The organism is Streptomyces sp. NPDC002144, from assembly GCF_053593695.1.
On sequence record NZ_JBSFDB010000001.1, the window covers coordinates 488,048 to 505,037 of the forward strand.

Sequence of the window (16,990 nt, forward strand, 5' to 3'; positions counted from 1 at the left end):
TGTATGCGGACCGGTCCCCTCCGGTCCGCCGAGACCTCCCCGTGAACGGCCTCAGGCCGATCCTGCCCCCTGGGACACGGCCGGGAACGGCACGAGGGCCACTGTTACGTTGTCGTGGCCCCCGCCGTCCAGGGCGTGACCGACCAGGACCTGCGCGCTGTGCAGCGGCCGCACGGCGGCGTCGGCGGGCAGCGCCTCGGCCATCTCCTCCGCCGCCTCCGCGTAGTTCCACAGCCCGTCCGTGCACACCACCACTACACCCGGCCGGTCCGGCTTGAAGGAAGCGGTGTGCGGCTCCAGTTCGTAGGCGTCCGCGCCGAGCCAGCCGGTGATCGCGTGGGCGCGTTCGTCGGCGTACGCCTCGGCCTCGTTCATCAGGCCCGCGGCGACCATCTGCGCCGCCCAGGAGTCGTCCTCGGTGAGCCGGGCCGGAGGTGAGGTGCGGTCCACCGGCACCCAGTAGACACGGCTGTCGCCGACCCAGCCGACGACCAGCAGACCGGCGGTGACGACCGCGCCGACGATGGTGCACGCGGGCGCGTTCTGGTGCGGGGAGTGCTCGCGGGCCGTGGCCGGCTCGGCGGCCAGGGCGTTGACCGCGTGCGAGGCGGCGACGATCGCGTCGTGCATCGCCTGCTGCGGGTGGGTGCCGCGGGGCAGCGCGGCCAGCAGGGACTCGCTCGCGGCGTCGGCGGCGGCGAGGGAGGCGTCGTCGGGCCGGGTGGCCGAGGAGACGCCGTCGCAGACGATCGCGAGCGTGGCGGGGGTGCCGTCGGGCAGGGCGGTGTGGCCGATGCCGAAGGCGTCCTCGTTGCGGTGGTGGCGCAGTCCGCGGTCGCTGACGGCGGCGGCCGGGCCGCACTCCTGCTCCATGTGGTCGCGCTCCCGCGGCTGGGCGTGCCCGCAGTTCTCGCAGTAGCCGTCGCTGTCCACCCGGCCCGCGCGGCAGGCCACGCACAGCTTGGCCTCCCCGCCCGCCGCTAGGTCGGCCAGGCGCGGGTCGGGGGCCTGCAGCGGGTACTCGTCGGGCTCCGGCGGCCGGTCGAAGCGCACGCCGGAGGCGGGGGAGACCGGCGATCCGGTCGGCCGCTCCGGGGGCAGCGGTCCGCCGCCGGAGTCCGTGCCGCGCAGATCGGTGGGCAGATGCGTGGCCGCGGGGGTGTCGGCGCCCGGTGCGGGCACGGTCGGCCAGTTCACGTCCTCGCCCGGGGGCGGTGAGCCGTTGAGCGCGATCGTGGGATGGTCGTCCGGCCGCGGCGGCACCGCGGACAGGTCGAATCCGCACGCACCGCAGAAACGGTCACCCGACTCGAGCGGCCACTCGCAGCTCGGGCAGGCGGACAGCTGGGGCATCTGCGACATCAACTACACCCACGTCCGGGGGCGGTAACGGTTGGCACGTTCCACCAGGTCGATCCTCTCCTCGCCGCCCCGCGCCAGCCGGGCCAGCGTGCGGTACGAGCGCTCCAGGCCGAAGCGGAGTCCCCGCTCGTCCAGGTCGTTGCCGAGCACGCGCCGTCCGGCCGGCGCGGAACCCTGGCCCCCGGAGAGTATCCAGTCCAGCGCCGAGCCGAGGACCTCGGCGGACAACTGCTCCCTGCGGGCCGGGTCCAGACCGTACGCGTCCAGCGCCTCGACCTGCCCGGCGGCGGCCGTCAGATCCTCCAGGAACGGCGCGTCGGAGGCGACGGCCGTGCGTTGACGCAGCCGTGCCCGTACGGCCGCCACGCGCGCGGCGGTGTAGTGGATGGACGACTCCGGCACCGACTCCAGCGTCCTCACCGCACCGCGCCGGTCGCCGCCGGCCAGCTGGACCCGGGCCAGCCCGAAGGCGGCGCTGACACAGCTCGGGTCGGTCGACCACACCAGGCGGTAGTACTCGGCCGCGTTGTCCAGCTGCCCGAGCACCTCCGCGCACAGGCCGAGGGCCAGCTTGGGCGCGGTCTCCCCGGGGAAGGCGTCGTAGATCGCGTCGAAGGCGAGCGCGGCGCCCTCGTGGTCGTCGGTGACCAGCGCGGCCACGCCCCGGTACCAGACCACCCGCCAGTCGTCGGGCCGCTCCTCCTCCAGCGTGGTCAGCGAGGTCAGCGCCGCCTCGGAGTCGCCGTTCTCCAGCCAGGCCCTGATCTGCCGCAGCCGGGTCTCCACCGAGGACGAGGGCGCCGCCGCGAGCGCGCCGAGCAGTTCGGCGGGCGCGGTCGCGAGCAGCCCCGCGAGGAAGCCGGCGTTGGGGTCGGCGGGATCGACCCGGGGGACCGGCAGGGCGAGGGCGGCGGCGGGGGAGTTGACCGGCTTGACGATGCCCGGGCCGCCGCCCGGGGTGGCCGACAGCTGGGAGTGCTGCGTCTTCTTCGGCTGCACGGCGCGGGCCCCGAGCCGGGAGACGTCGCCCTCCAGCTTGGGGAACAACTCCGTGTCCGTGACGCGCAGTTCGGGTCCGAACAGGGTCGACAGGGCGGGCCGGGCGCGGCCCGTCTGGAGCGACACGACCTCTCTGAGCACGCCGGTCAGCTGCTCGGCCATCTCCTGCGCGGAGGCGAACCGGCGGGCCGGGTCGGGGTCGGTGGCACGGACCAGCAGCCGGTAGAACGACTCGTACTGGCGGAAGACCTCGATGTTGTCCGGGTCGGGCAGGGAGTCCACGAAGACGTTCGTGTAGCCCTGGAAGTCGAAGGTCAGCACGGCCAGCGTGCGGGCCACCGTGTACAGGTCGGAGGCGACCGAGGGGCCGTCCACGGCGACCTCCGGCGCCTGGTAGCCCACCGTGCCGTAGATCGCCGACTCGTCGTCGTCCATGCGGCGCACGGCGCCCATGTCGATCAGCTTGAGCTGGTCCTCGGTCTGGATGGCGTTGTCGACCTTGAAGTCGCAGTACAGCAGGTTGCGGCTGTGCAGATGGCCGAGCGCCTCCAGCGCCTCGATGCCGTACGCGCACGCCTGCTCCACCGGCAGCGGGTCGCGCTTGCCGTCGGGCGTGCGGCGGCCGTTGGCGATCTCCTTCAGGGACTTGCCGCCGACGTACTCCATGACGATGTAGCCGTCGAGGGAGCCGGTGCGCTGGTCCAGGTGCTCCACGAAGTTGTAGATCCGCACGATGTTGGCGTGCTCGATCTCGGCGAGGAAGCGCCGCTCGGAGATCGCCGCGGCCATCGCGTCCTGGTCGCCGGTGTCCAGCAGGCCCTTGAGGACCACCCAGCGGTCGGAGACCGCCTTGTCCACGGCGAGGTAGACCCAGCCGAGCCCGCCGTGCGCCAGACAGCCCACGACCTCGTACTGGCCGTGCACCACGTCGCCGGCCTTCAGCTTCGGCACGAACGAGTACGGGTGCCCGCACTTGGTGCAGAAGCCCTCGGTGCGGCCCGGCCGGTCGCCGCGCGAACGGCCCACCGGCGCCCCGCAGTCGGAGCGTGAGCAGAACCGCTTGCGTTCGGGCACCTCGGGGTTGTCCTGCACCATCGCGCGCGGGTCGGGCCGCGGCACGTCCGGCACCTGCACCAGGCCGGCGCCGAGCCGGCCCCGGCCGGAGGTGTTGGTGGCGGAGCCGGAGCTGCGCACCGACACCGATCGGCCCGTCGTCCTGCCGGACAGGGAGCGCGACAGGCGTCCCGACACCGAGCGCCGCGACTTCGACGACTGCGAGGACGTACGGGAGCTGCGGCTGCTGGAGCGTGAACTGCCGCTGCTCTGCGAGCCCTTGCCGCCGCCGGTGATGCCGGTGGCGGGCGAGGAGACCATGCCGTCGCCCGAGACGACCGGCGCGTGTCCGCAGGTGTCGCAGTACAGCGCGCCGCCGCCGACGTCCTCGTACGTGCCCTCGCAGTCGGGCCGCTGACAGGTCTGCTGTGCCTGGCTCATGACTCCCCCCGACTCATCACGACTCACCCTTGTGATCTTGACGATCCCACGGTGTGCCCTGCTCCGGCACGCGCGGGCCGCCCAGGGCCTCGGCGGCCGCCCGCTGGTAGCGCAGCACGGCCTGTTCGGCGACCCGCAGGTCGCAGGGCGCGCTCCACAGCATGCGCCGGGCCGCGTCGTACCGCTCGATCAGGAACGGGTCCTCCGCGAGCCCGTGCCGGGCCACCTTCGCCTTGTACGCGTCGAGCCGGCCGCGCAGCTCCGCGCGGACCGCCAGCGGAGCGGTGACCGCGGTCAACGACTCGCGGGCGCGCAGCAGTTCGTCCTCCGCCTTCTGCTCCAGTGACTCCAGGAGCGGGGACAGCCGGTGCCACTGGGCGTGTCTGCGGTACTCGGCGGCCGCCGCCAGCTGCTCCTGCAGCGCGGTCGGCGGGCCGCTGACCACCGGCACCTCCGTCGCGGCGATCTTCGCCAGGACCTCCCCGCGCGCGGTGCGCGCCTCCGCGAGGGTGCGGTCCGCGCGGGAGAGCACGTCCCGCAGCTTCACCAGCCGCTGCTCGGCGTCCTGGCGGACGGTGAGCACGGCGTCGATCTCCCGGCGCACGTCCTCCAGGGCGCGCGCCTCACGGTCGTACACCGTGGTGTCCGGGCGGCCGCCGCCCGGGGCCGAACTGCCCTGCGCGGGGACCCAGTAGGCGAGCGGATCGGAGATCACCTGCTCGCGCAGGGACGTCAGGGTGCGGGTGATGCGCTCCAGGTCGTCGCCGGCCGGATGCTCGCCGGGGCGTACGCCGACGGAGTGGGCGAGCTTGCGGGTGCGCTGGAGTTCGGCGGCCAGTAAATCGATCCGGGCGGGCAGCGCCGACCAGACCGCGTCGGCGGCGACGACCATGTCCAGGCTCGTCGCGTACAGCTCGTTCATCCGGTCGACCAGCTCGGAGAGCGAGAACTGCTCGCTGAGCTTGCCCGGAGCGCCGTGCAGTGTCGGCGCGTTCGCGGTGGCGGTCGTCGAGCCCGCGACCGTGACCGAGGCGCCGCGCAGCAGCTCGGTCAGCTCCACGAGGTCCTCGCGGCTGGACCAGCGGCGCCGGGAACGGATGTCCCGGGCCGAGCGCAGGGTGTCGGTGTACGCGTCGAAGTACGCCCACAGCAGCGTGATGGACGCCTCCGCGGTCGTCCAGCGCTCCTTGGTGACGCCGGTGAGCTCGGCGCCCTCCAGGAGCCTGCGGCCCGCGTGGTCCTGCAGGGCGAGCAGCGAGGTCTCGATCGCCTCGTGCTCCGCGCCGAGCCGCGCCAGCGCACGGTCCACCTCGTCCCGGTCCATCACCGGCCCGGCGGGGTCCGTGACGCCCATCGATCACCTCTCGCTGCTGTCGTGGTCCGGGTGCTGCCTGTCAGTCTCGATGGTCGGTCACTTGTAGTGCGCTTCGGGAGGGGTCGCCGAGTCCGACTTCTGGCCGGGCTGGTCCAGGGTCGGGTGCAGCCACTTCGCGTACGACGCCTGCCAGCCGCCGCTCTTGATGTAGTTCTCCAGCGTCCGGTTGACCTGGCGTACCAGATCGTCGTAGCCCTTCTTCATCGCCACGCCGTAGTACTCGTGGGTGAACGGACGGCCCTTGAGCTCCACCGTGGGGTCCTGGGCGGCCTGGCTGGCTGCGAGGGCGCCGTCGGTCACCACCGCGTCGACCTCGCCGAGCTGGAGCTTCACCAGGCAGTCGAGCTGGTTGGGCACCTGGGTGGAGATGTCGGTGGAGGCGGGGATCTTGGCCCCCCGGTCCGCCTTGAGGTTGTCGTAGGCGGTGGAGCCCTCGGCCGAGCAGACCTTCTTGCCCGCGAGGGAATCGTCGTACCCGGTGATCGTCGAGGTCTTGGGGGCGAGGACCTGTTGGCCGGTGCTGAAGTAGGGCGCGGAGAACGCGACGTCGCCCAGCCGCTTACAGGTGATCGTCATGGTGCGCACGACCATGTCGACCTCGCCGTGCTGGATCGCCGGGATGCGCTGGTTGGTCGGTATGGCCTTGAAGGAGACGAGGCCCGGGTCGCCGAGGAGGTCCTTGGCGATCTGGTGGGCCAGGTCGATGTCGAAGCCCTCCAGCTCGCCCTTGACGTTGTTGGGGTTGAGGTAGCCCCAGCGGTAGCTGTTGGTGTCGACGCCGACGATCAGCCGGCGCGCCTTCTTGATCCTGTCGATATCGGGTGTGCTGCCGTCACCGCCGGAGGGCGAGAGGCTCTGGTTCTGCGGGTCCTTGCAGTCCTCGGCCTTCGCCTGGGTGCCGTGCGCGAGGCGCTGCCCGCCATCGCTCGCGGCGCCGTCGGACTGGGTCAGCGGCAGCAGCAGGGCGAAGGCGACGGCGAGGGCGCAGACGGCCGCCATCGCGCCGACCCCGCCCCAGCCCCGCAGACCGGACCGCAGACGCCCTGTCAGACGCAGACGCCGTGTCACACGCTGTGCGTTCATGGTCGCGCCCCCCTCACCGGTATTCCGACAGCCTGCGGCCGATGCCGAGGACCGCGCCCGTCGCGCCGAGGACGGCGAGGACCGCGGCGCCGTACGGCAGTCCGGTCAGCGCGTCCCGGCCGCCGCTCGCGGCCTGCTTGAACTCGTGCTGCTCATGGTCGAGGGCCTGCTTGATGGCCGCGTCGACGTTGTCGAAGCACACGCTCGTCGGGTCCTTGCCGACGCCGATGACCTTGTCGCGGGCCTGCTGGTACTCGCCCTTGTCGTTCAGACTCTGGGCGACGCCGTGCCGGTCCTTCCACGCCTGCATGAAGCTGTTGGCGTCCTTCACCGGTTTCCTGCCCGCCGAGTCGTCGGCGAGGCCGTCCGCCTTGTTCAGGGCCTTGGCGAGCTTGCCGATCTGGTCGTCGTAGCCCCAGGAGTACGCGTCCACCGTGGTCTCGCCCACGGCCTTGGTGTCGGCGCCGCGGCGGATCAGGCTGAGGTTCTCGTCGCTGCGGGCGGTCAGGGACGCGATCCGGGCGTCGTGCAGGACGTTCAGGGAACGGACGCCGTGGTCGTAGGAGGTGTCCAGGCCCATACGGGCGACGGTGTGGCCGACGACCAGCCAGAGCAGGACCACCACGGAGGCCGCCGACGCGATGACCAGGCCCTGGTTGAGCACCCGGTTGGTGCGCAGGAAGTTGCGCCGCTGGGCCCAGGCCAGCGCGGCCAGGACGACGACGCCGAGGCCGATCGCCCCCCACGGGAAGGCCTTGGCGGCCGCGTAGTCGGAGTTCAGCCGCTGGTTCTCCCGGTCGTACAGGGACTGGGCCTTAGGCAGCATCTGGTGCTGCATCATCTCGTTCGCCGCGCGCAGGTAGGCGCTGCCCACCGGGTAACCCTGTCGGTTGTTGGCGCGGGCCGTCTCGACCAGGCCCTTGTACCGCGGCAGCAGCTCGTTGAGCTGGGAGATGGCGGTCTCCGAGGCGGAGCCCGGGTCGGAGTTGGAGGCGGCCGTGACGAGCTTGTCGGCGGCCGTGCGGATGTCGGTCTCGTACCCCTTGCGCACCTGGGGCTTCTCCTGCGGGCCCGCGAGATAGCCGCTGGCGGCGGCCGTGTTGGCGTCGGCGAGGGAGCGGTAGATGTCGGCCGCGTCGGAGCTGAGCGGCTGACTGCGGGTGAGGACGTCGTTCGCGGCGTTCGACCGGTCCGTCATCTGCCAGGCGGTGACCGCGCCGAAGGCGACGACGAGCAGGGCGAGCAGCGCGCCGATGATGCGCAGCCGCCCCGGTTCGGTGGTGGCGGCCGCGCGCAACCGGTCGACGCCCTCCGCGAAGGCGGTACGGCGCGCGGCACCCGGCTCGGGTACGGCGGCGGGGCCCGGCGGGGTGGGGGGTTCGGGCGGGCCCGGCTGCGGTGGTACGGCCGGCATCGTGGGCACACCGGATCCCGGTGGCGCCGCGCTGCTCTTCGGCGGGTGTGTCACTGTTGACCTCCCCCATGGTCATCCTTCGCCGCAAGTATCACCGCCGGGGCCGACATCCGCACCGGCCTTCACGGGATCTTGATCGGATCGCAGTGCCTTCGCCGTCCCACCGGCGCACGACACAGCGTCCCGCACCACCCCCTGCCCATGAATACGCCGACGGAATCCGATCGGTTCCCGTGCGGGACGACCGGGATTCCAGCAGGGCACAGGGCATGTTGCCGAAGTGACGCCCGCGGCGCGCGACGGATCCTAGCCCTCGAAACGGGCCCGTACCCGCTCGTGCACCTCCCTCTGCGCTCCCACCCGGTCGAGGCCCAGCAGCGCCGCGCCCAGCACCGGGCTCGCGGTGACCACTCGGGGCACCGCCTTCGGTGCGCGGACCGCCAGCAAGTCCCTGATGCCGTCGCTCAGTTGGGGGTGCTGGGCGGCCAGGACGCCGCCGCCGAGCAGGACCGGGGTCTCCTCCTCCAGCAGGTCAAGACGGGTCAGCGCGACCGTCGCCATGGTCACCACCTCATCGGCCAGCCGGTCCACCAGCGCGCGGGCGATCGGGTCGCCGTCCGCGGCCGTCGCGAAGAGCACCGGCGTCAGCTCGTGCCGGCGTACCGGCTCGACCTCCTCCAGGTGCAGCGCCTCGATCAGCGCGAGCATGGTGGCGTAGCCGAAGTGGGCCGGGAGCGTGCGGACCAGTTCCGTCTCCTCGCCCCGGCCGTCCTCCGCGCGCGCGGCGTGCCACAGGGCCTCCTCCGCCAGGCCCCAGCCGCCGCCCCAGTCACCGGAGATCCGGCCGAGCGCGGGGAAACGGGCGGTACGGCCGTCGGGGCGCATGCCGACGCAGTTGATGCCGGCGCCGCACACCACGGCGACCCCGCGCGGCTCGGTGATGCCCGCGCGCAGGATGGCGAAGGTGTCGTTGCGGACCTCCACCGACGTGCCCCACGCGCGCGCGTGCAGCGCGGCCGCCAACTGCTCCTCCTCGACGGGGAAGTCGGCGTTGGCGAGACAGGCGGAGACATGGTCGGCGGACTCCACACCGGCGGCGGCGAACGCCCGGCCGACCGCGTCGCCCAGGGCGTCCACGGCGGTCTCGACGCCCACCACCGGCGGCCGGAACCCGCCGCCGCGGGCCGTGGCGAGGACGGTCCCGTCGTCCGCGACGACCGCCACGTCGGTCTTGCTGTTGCCCGCGTCGACGGCGAGGACACGTGCGGTCATGCCCACGCGAGGTGCTCCCGGTTGTGTGCGATCAGTCGGTCGGTGAGGTTCTCGGCGTACTCGTACTGGCCGATGAGGGGGTGGGCGAGCAGTGCCCGGAACACCCGGTCCCTGCCGCCGCGCAGGGCCGCCTCCAGGGCCAGCTCCTCGTAGGCGGTGACGTTCGCCGTCAGGCCCGCGTACAGCGGGTCCACGGTGGCCACCGGCAGCGGCGTCGCCCCCTTCGCGCCGACCGCCGCCTGCACCTCGATCACCGCGTCGTCGGGCAGGAAGGGCAGCGTGCCCCGGTTGTAGGTGTTCACCACCTGGTACGGCGATCCGCCCGCGCCCAGCAGCGAGGCCGCGAGGTCGACGGCCGCCTCCGAGTAGTAGGCGCCGCCCCGTTTGGCGAGCAGCTCCGGCTTCTCGTCCAGAGCCGGGTCGCCGTACATCGTGAGCAACTGCCGTTCCATCTCGGCCACTTCGGCGGCCCGGGAGGGCTTGGTGCGCAGTTCGCGGACGACCTCGTCGTGCGCGTAGTAGTAGCGCAGGTAGTAGGAGGGGACTACGCCGAGGCGGTCGAGGATCTCGCGGGGCAGGTGCAGGTCGGCGGCGATGGCGTCGCCGTGCTCGGCCAGCAGCTTGGGCAGCGCGTTCTCGCCCTCGGGGCCGCCGAGGCGGACGCCGGTCTCCCAGGTGAGGTGGTTGAGGCCGACGTGGTCGAGGTGGATGTCGGCGGGCGAGACGCCGAGCAGGTTCGCGAACTTGCGCTGGAAGCCGATCGCCACGTTGCACAGGCCGACCGCCTTGTGGCCCGCCTGCAGCAACGCGCGCGTGACGATGCCGACCGGGTTGGTGAAGTCGATGATCCAGGCGTCCGGGCTGGTACGGCGCACCCGTTCGGCGATGTCCAGCACCACCGGCACCGTGCGCAGCACCTTGGCGAGACCGCCCGCGCCGGTGGTCTCCTGGCCGACGCAGCCGCACTCCAGCGGCCAGGTCTCGTCCTGCTCGCGCGCCGCCTGCCCGCCGACGCGCAGCTGCAGCAGCACCGCGTCGGCGCCCTCGACGCCGGCGTCCAGGTCGGAGGTGGTGACGATACGGCCGCCGTGGCCCTGCTTGGCGAAGATGCGCCGGGCGAGCCCGCCGACCAGCTCGAGGCGCTCGGCGGCCGGGTCGACCAGCACCAGCTCCTCGATGGGCAGGGTGTCGCGCAACCGGGCGAAGCCGTCGATGAGTTCGGGCGTGTAGGTCGACCCTCCGCCGACCACGGTGAGTTTCATGAAGTGTCTAACCCTTCACTCCGGTGAGCGTGACGCCTTCGACGAACGCCTTCTGGGCGAAGAAGAACACGAGGATCACGGGGGCCATGACCAGCACGGTCGCGGCCATGGTGAGGTTCCAGTCGGTGTGGTGCGCGCCCTTGAAGGACTCCAGGCCGTAACTCAGCGTCCAGGCGCCCGGGTTCTCCGAGGCGTAGATCTGCGGGCCGAAGTAGTCGTTCCAGGCGTAGAAGAACTGGAACAGGGCGACGGCGGCGATGCCCGGTTTGGCCATCGGGATGACGACCTTGAGCAGGGTGCGCAGATCACCGCAGCCGTCGACCTTGGCCGCGTCGACGTACTCGTTCGGGATGGTCAGCAGGAACTGGCGCAGCAGGAAGATGGAGAACGCGTCGCCGAAGGCCATCGGGATGATCAGCGGCCACAGCGTGCCCGACAGGTCCAGCTGCTTCGCCCAGAACAGGTACATCGGGATGATGATCACCTGCGGCGGCAGCATCATCATCGAGATGACCAGCATCAGGGCGAGATTGCGGCCCCGGAAGCGGAACTTGGCGAGCGCGTAGGCCACCGGGATCGACGAGACGACGGTGAGGACCGTCCCGAGTCCGGCGTAGATCAGCGTGTTCTTCCACCAGGTGAGGAAGCCCGGGGTGTCGAAGACCTTCTTGTAGTTGGCCCACTCCCAGGTGTGCGGGATCAGGTCCCGGCTGAGCGCCTGGCTGTCGCTCATCAGCGAGGTCAGGAACACGAACACGAACGGCAGGGTGAAGAAGAGCGCGGCCGCCACCCCGAGGGAGTGGATGGCGATCCACTCGAAGAGCGACCTGCGGCGGGCCGTGCGTTCGGCGGGGGAGACCGGGGCGTGCACCTGCACCGGCTTGTCCAGTACTTGGGCCATGGTCAGTCACCTGCCAGGTTGAGACCGCCCCGGCGCCGCATCAGGAACGCGGTGAACACCATGGACAGGACGAACAGGACGAGAGCGACGACACACGCGGAGCCGTAGTCGAAGCGCTGGAATCCGAGGTTGTAGACCAGCTGGGGGAGGGTCAGCGTGGACTTCTCCGGGTAGCCGGGCTCGAACTGGGTGCCGGCGCCCTGGATCACACCCGAGGCGACCTTCCCGGCGATCAGCGGCTGGGTGTAGTACTGCATGGTCTGGATCACGCCGGTGACGACCGCGAACATCACGATCGGCGAGATGTTGGGCAGGGTCACGTACCGGAACCGCTGCCAGGCCGAGGCGCCGTCCAGCTCGGCGGCCTCGTACTGCTCCTTCGGGACGTCGAGCAGCGCGGCCATGAAGATGACCATCAGGTCGCCGATGCCCCACAGGGCGAGCAGGGTGAGGGCCGGCTTGGACCAGGTGGGGTCGTTGAACCAGCCGGGGGCCGGGATGCCGACCTTCTCCAGGATCGAGTTGACCGGGCCCGTACCGGGGTTGAGCAGGAACGCGAACGCCATGGTCGCGGCCACCGGCGGGGCGAGGTAGGGCAGGTAGAACAGGGTCCGGAAGACCCCCGCGCCCGTCTTGATCTTGGTGATCAGCAGGCCGACGCCGAGCCCGAAGACGACCCGCAGGGTCACCATGACGACGACCAGCCACAGGGTGTTGCGCAGGGCGGGCCAGAAGTAGGGGTAGTGCTCGAAGACGTACGTCCAGTTCTTCGTACCGCTCCACGTCGGCGCCTTGAAGCCGTCGTAGTGCATGAACGAGAAGTAGACCGTCGAGATCAGCGGGTACGCGAAGAAGACCGCGAAGCCGATCAACCAGGGCGACATGAAGGCGAGGGTCCGAAGCGCCTGCTTCCGCTGCTTCGCAGCGAGGCCGGGGGAGCGGCGCTTCGACGCCAGGGTGATGGTGCTCATCGTCGGCTGCTTCGCTACTTCGCCTGCGCGATGTCCGTGTCGATCTGCTTGGCCGCGCTCTCCAGGCCGGCCTTGAGGTCGGTGACCTTCCCGCTCTCGTAGTCGTAGCCGAGGTTCTGGATGGTCACGAGGTACGAGCCGCCGTTGATCGAGGCGGGGCTGGTGTTCGAGTTCGGGTTCGCCGCGATGTCGAGGAAGGTCTTGAAGCGCGGGTCGTACTTCAGCTTCGGGGACTTCAGGGCGGCCAGCGTGGAGGGCACGTTGTGGATGCCGTTGGAGAAGTTCACCACCGCGTCGGTGTCCGTGGTGATGTACTTGACGAACTCCCAGGCCGCGTTCTGCTTCTTGCTGGTGGCCGCGATACCGGCGATGGTGCCGGTGATGTAGCCCTTGCCGTACTGGTCGGCCTGGTCGTCGGGGACGGGCAGCGGGGCGACGCCGATGTCCAGCTTCGGGTTGGCCTCCGTGGCCATCCCCAGCCGCCACTCGCCGTCGAGCTGCATGGCGACCTGGCCGGTGTGGAAGGGGTGCTTCTTGCCCCACTCGTCGCCGAGCGTGGAGCGGTAGGTCTCCAGCTTCTTGAAGCCGCCGAGCTCGTCGACGAGCTTCTTCTGCAGCTGGAATCCCGCCGTGAACGCCGGGTCCTTGGCGAGGTCGGACTTGCCGTTCTGGTCGAAGTACGTCGGCGAGAACTGCGCGAAGTAGTGCTCGGTCGTCGTCTCCCAGCCGTGGTAGTCCGGCATGAACCCGAGCTGCTTGTAGGTGTCGCCCTGGGGGATCGTCAGCTTCTTGGCGTCGGCCTCGAATTCCGACCAGGTCTTCGGCGGGCTTGTGATGCCGGCCTTCTTGAACTCGGTCTTGTTGTAGTAGAGGCCGTACGCGTCGCCCAGCAGCGGCACCGTGCAGCGGTCGCCGTTGAACTGGGTGTACTCGTTCATCGCCTTCGGGAACGTCGTCCCCGGGTCGATGCCGTCCTTCTTGAAGAAGGGGTTGAGGTCGACCAGCGCGCCCGAGGAGCAGAACTTGCCGACGTTGTTGGTGGTGAAGGAGGAGATGACGTCGGGCGCCTTGTCGCCGCCCGAGCGCAGCGCCTGGTTGATCTTGTCGTCGGTCATGTTGCCGACGACGTTGACGTGGATGTTGGGGTGGGCCTTCTCGAAGCCGGCGATCAGCGACTTCACGGCCGCCACCTCGTTCGGCGCGCTCCAGGCGTGCCAGAAGTTGATGGTCGTGTCCTTGGAGGCGTCGTCGCTCGCACCCGAGCTCGACTGTCCGGTACAGGCGGTGGCGAGCAGGGCGAGAGAGGCGGAGGCGGCGAGCGCGAAGGTCGCCTTCCGGGTCACTTCGGGGGCGACTTTCCTGGACTTTTCGGGCATGACGAGGTCTCCCAGGGGCGGGACGGAGTGGGTGAGGAAGGCGCGGGGGGTGAGTGCGGGGTGTGCGGGAGGGGTGGTGCGTCAGCGCGAGGTGTCGAAGACCTCGTCGCGGGTGGCCGCGAGGGCGCTCTCCAACGCGCCCCGCAGCACGGGATGTTCACGGACGTCACCGATGACGAGCCGGGGGCGGGCGGCGGCCAGCTCCTCCAGCTCGTCCTGGACGAGGGCGCGCAGCGGCTCGCCGCCCGAGGTCAGGGAGGCGCCGCTGAGCACGACGAGTTCGGGGTCGAGGACGGAGACGAGGGCGGCGAGACCGGTGGCCAGCCGGGTCGCGTACGTCTGCAGGAGCTTGCGGGAGAGGTCGGTGTCCTCGGCGGCGGCCCGCTCCAGGAGCGCGGCGGCCACCTCGGCGTACGGCCCCGAGGGGATCTGCGCGATGCCGAGTTCGCGGGCCAGACGCGGGACGGCCTGGGAGCCGGCCAGCTCCTGGTAGCCACCGCTGTTGGCCTTCGTCACCTGCCGGACCAGGGGCGCGCCCGGCACCGGGAGGAAACCCACCTCGCCCGCGCCGCCGGTCCAGCCGCGGTGCAGCCGGCCGCCTAGGACCAGGGCGGCGCCGAGGCCCCCCTCGTTCCAGAACAGCACGAAGTCCTCGTGCCCCCGTGCCGCGCCCAGCCGTTGTTCGGCGACGGCGACGAGGTTGACGTCGTTCTCGTACTCCACCGGCATCGGCAGCGCGGCGGCGAGTTCGTCGAGCAGGGCCGGGGTGTGCCAGCCCGGGAGGTGCGAGGCGTAGCGCAGCCGGCCGGTGTTGGGGTCGAAGGCGCCGGGGGTGCCGATGACGAGCCGGTGGACGTCGTCGCGGGCCAGCCCCGCCGCCTTCACCGCGCCGTCGAGGGCGTCGGTGACCTGCCGGACGACGGGCTGGGCCGGACGCCTCCCGGGGGTGGGGAGTTCGTACGAGCCCACCGTGCGGCCGGTGACGTCGGCGACGGCGGCGAGGATGCGTTCCGGGGTGACGTCCAGGCCCGCGGCGTACCCGGCGGCCGGGTTGACCTCGTACAGCTGGGCGTTGGGGCCGGGCCGTCCCTCGGTGGTGCCGGTGGCGAGGACCAGCCCGGCCGCCTCGAGGCGGGCGAGCAGCTGGGAGGCGGTCGGCTTGGAGAGGCCGGTGAGCTTGCCGATCCGCGTGCGGGACAGCGGCCCGTGCTCCAGGAGGAGGTCAAGGGCGGCGCGGTCGTTCATGGCGCGCAGGACGCGCGGGGTGCCCGGCGTACCGGCGGATCCTGCCATGGGTCGACACCTGCCTTTCGACTGTCCAGCTTCTCATTTCATCACTGTTAGGAAAGTTTCCTATTGGCTGGAAAGGAACGTAAGCCCAGGGCGAAGGGGGCGTCAATAGAAGCCGCCCCCGAGGCAACACACTCGTTACCTCGGGGGCGGTGGGACCGGCAAGCGGCCGGCTACTTCGGCGCGGTCCGCTGCGGCGCTATCGGCGTGGCCGCCGCCGACTGCGGGGAGTCCGGGTTGGAGTGGGCGGACGGGGCCGCGACCGTCTCCGTGGGGTCGGCGGGGTCGAGGGCGCCGGCCACGGCCGTCTCGCCGCCCACGATGCGGATGTCCGCCGCGTCGAAGGCCCGCTTGACGCGCCAGCGCAGCTCGCGCTCGACGGCGAGGGACTTGCCCGGCATGGTCTTCGCCGAGATGCGCACGACCATCGAGTCCAGCAGCACGCTGTCCAGGCCGAGCACCTCGATCGGGCTCCACAGGAGCTCGTTCCAGGGCTCCTCGGCGCTCATCTTCTCGGCGACCTCGTCGAGGGTGGCCTTCACCTTGTCCAGGTCCTCGTTCGCCTTCACGGTCACGTCGACACCGGCCGTGGCCCAGCCCTGGGAGAGGTTGCCGATCCGCTTGACCTCGCCGTTGCGGACGTACCAGATCTCGCCCTCGGCGCCGCGCAGCTTCGTCACGCGCAGGCCGACCTCGATGACCTCGCCGGAGGCCACGCCCGCGTCGATGGTGTCGCCGACGCCGTACTGGTCCTCCAGGATCATGAAGACACCGGAGAGGAAGTCGGTGACCAGGTTGCGGGCGCCGAAACCGATCGCGACACCGGCGACACCGGCGGAGGCCAGCAGCGGGGCCAGGTTGATCTGGAACGCGCCCAGGACCATCAGCGCCGCGGTGCCCAGGATCAGGAAGGACGCCACCGAGCGCAGCACCGAGCCGATGGCCTGGGAGCGCTGACGGCGGCGTTCGTTGTTGACCAGCAGACCGCCGAGCGAGGTGCCGTCGACCGCCTCGGCGGTGCGGGTCATCCGGTCGATCAGCTTGGTGATCGCCCGCTGCACGACCGCTCTGAGCACTCCCGCGACCACCAGGATCAGCAGGACCCTGAGACCGATCGCCAGCCACGTCGACCAGTTCTGCTCGACCCAGCTGGCCGCGTTCGTCGCGCTCTCCTGGGCGTCCTGGAGCGTCGGGACCGTCACGGCCGTCGACCCCGAGGGGGACGGCGACGGCGAGGGCGACGAACCGGCGGCCAGTAGGACGGCGGGCAAGGACACGGCGGGTACCTCCAGGTGCAGCGGTCCGCCCCCCGGCACGCGACGCGGTCAAGGTCACGAAAAGGTCACCGGAAGGGCAGGCCCACCACACTATCGGGGCACGGTGTGGGAATCCTTGCGGTCTTCTGAGGAGAGTCCGTGCGCACCCGGGATGAGCAGGTGGGATAAACACATCCCGCTCGGGGGGATGAATCACGTGTGGTCGAAAACACTCCCAGCCCGTTACCGGGACATGGTGGCGCGTCCACCAGGCAAGAGGGGAGACTGACCTACAGATCGTCCCGGCGCGAGCCACGCGCCGCCGACGCCCAAGGAGGCATCCGTGCCGCATGTCCTGGTCCTCAACGCGTCGTACGAGCCACTCGGCGTCGTACCGCTCCGCCGCGCGCTCGTCCTCGTCCTGGAGAACAAGGCCGTCTCCCTCGAGGAGTCGGGCGCCTTCCTGCACAGCGCGACCGTCACAGTCCCCGCACCAAGCGTGGTCCGGCTCAAGCGATTCGTCCGGGTTCCCTATCGGGGGCCCGTTCCTCTGACCCGACGCGCGCTGTTCGCGCGTGACGGGGGCCGGTGCATGTACTGCGGTGGCGTCGCAACCAGCGTCGACCACGTCATCCCGCGCAGCCGCGGGGGCAAACACGTCTGGGACAACGTGGTGGCGTCCTGCCGCCGCTGCAACCACGTCAAGGCCGACCGACACCTGATCGAGCTGGGCTGGCGGCTGCGCCACAAACCGGCCCCGCCCACCGGTCTGGCCTGGCGCATCATCGGGACCGGCCATAGGGACCCGCGCTGGCTGCCCTACCTGCAGCCGTACGGCGCGGAAGACGCCATGGCCCGGATCGACGGCATCTCCGCCTGACGGTCCGGGCCTTCGCATTCCCCTGGTCACAGGGAGTGCGGCAGCGTACGGCCCG

The 16,990-nt window shown here is 71.2% G+C and carries 13 protein-coding genes; 1 reads left to right on the forward strand and 12 read right to left on the reverse strand.

The annotated features are described in order from the left end of the window. Positions 1-51: 51 nt before the first annotated feature. From ACWCQ1_RS02065 to ACWCQ1_RS02120, 12 genes are all read right to left on the reverse strand, one after another. Positions 52-1,365, reverse strand: coding sequence for a protein phosphatase 2C domain-containing protein (locus tag ACWCQ1_RS02065; protein WP_165954704.1), 1,314 nt, complete (start codon positions 1,363-1,365; stop codon positions 52-54). Continuing rightward, positions 1,366-3,855, reverse strand: coding sequence for a serine/threonine-protein kinase (locus ACWCQ1_RS02070; protein WP_358603886.1), 2,490 nt, complete (start codon positions 3,853-3,855; stop codon positions 1,366-1,368). Between the two features lie 16 nt (positions 3,856-3,871). Further along, complete coding sequence (locus ACWCQ1_RS02075; RefSeq protein ID WP_358603889.1) at positions 3,872-5,209, reverse strand: hypothetical protein; 1,338 nt, start codon at positions 5,207-5,209, stop codon at positions 3,872-3,874. Between the two features lie 57 nt (positions 5,210-5,266). After that, complete coding sequence (locus ACWCQ1_RS02080; protein WP_358603892.1) at positions 5,267-6,313, reverse strand: glutamate ABC transporter substrate-binding protein; 1,047 nt, start codon at positions 6,311-6,313, stop codon at positions 5,267-5,269. 13 nt (positions 6,314-6,326) lie between these two features. After that, a complete protein-coding gene (locus tag ACWCQ1_RS02085; protein WP_451025642.1) occupies positions 6,327-7,781 on the reverse strand; it encodes a hypothetical protein in 1,455 nt (484 codons plus the stop codon). A 252-nt stretch (positions 7,782-8,033) separates the two neighbouring features. Then, a complete protein-coding gene (locus ACWCQ1_RS02090; RefSeq protein ID WP_451025643.1) occupies positions 8,034-8,999 on the reverse strand; it encodes an N-acetylglucosamine kinase in 966 nt (321 codons plus the stop codon). Then, positions 8,996-10,261 (reverse strand): 6-phospho-beta-glucosidase, encoded by a 1,266-nt coding sequence (locus tag ACWCQ1_RS02095; RefSeq protein ID WP_451025644.1) that lies wholly within the window; start codon positions 10,259-10,261, stop codon positions 8,996-8,998. Before ACWCQ1_RS02095 ends, ACWCQ1_RS02090 begins: the two co-directional genes overlap by 4 nt. Positions 10,262-10,268: 7 nt before the next feature. Next, positions 10,269-11,162: a carbohydrate ABC transporter permease gene (locus tag ACWCQ1_RS02100; protein ID WP_133040938.1), complete on the reverse strand. Its 894-nt coding sequence runs from the start codon at positions 11,160-11,162 to the stop codon at positions 10,269-10,271. 2 nt (positions 11,163-11,164) lie between these two features. After that, positions 11,165-12,133: a carbohydrate ABC transporter permease gene (locus ACWCQ1_RS02105; RefSeq protein ID WP_133040939.1), complete on the reverse strand. Its 969-nt coding sequence runs from the start codon at positions 12,131-12,133 to the stop codon at positions 11,165-11,167. Between the two features lie 14 nt (positions 12,134-12,147). After that, entirely contained in the window at positions 12,148-13,509 is a 1,362-nt protein-coding gene (locus ACWCQ1_RS02110) for an ABC transporter substrate-binding protein (protein WP_451025645.1), read from the reverse strand. Positions 13,510-13,590: 81 nt separating this feature from the next. Then, positions 13,591-14,802: an ROK family transcriptional regulator gene (locus ACWCQ1_RS02115; protein ID WP_133040941.1), complete on the reverse strand. Its 1,212-nt coding sequence runs from the start codon at positions 14,800-14,802 to the stop codon at positions 13,591-13,593. A 170-nt stretch (positions 14,803-14,972) separates the two neighbouring features. Then, positions 14,973-16,076 carry a mechanosensitive ion channel family protein gene (locus tag ACWCQ1_RS02120; protein WP_208785370.1) on the reverse strand — a complete coding sequence of 368 codons (1,104 nt, stop codon included), beginning with the start codon at positions 16,074-16,076 and terminating at the stop codon, positions 14,973-14,975. Positions 16,077-16,398: 322 nt separating this feature from the next. Between ACWCQ1_RS02120 and ACWCQ1_RS02125 the strand changes: the two genes are divergently transcribed. Beyond that, positions 16,399-16,935, forward strand: coding sequence for an HNH endonuclease (locus tag ACWCQ1_RS02125; protein WP_133040943.1), 537 nt, complete (start codon positions 16,399-16,401; stop codon positions 16,933-16,935). Positions 16,936-16,990: the final 55 nt, after the last annotated feature.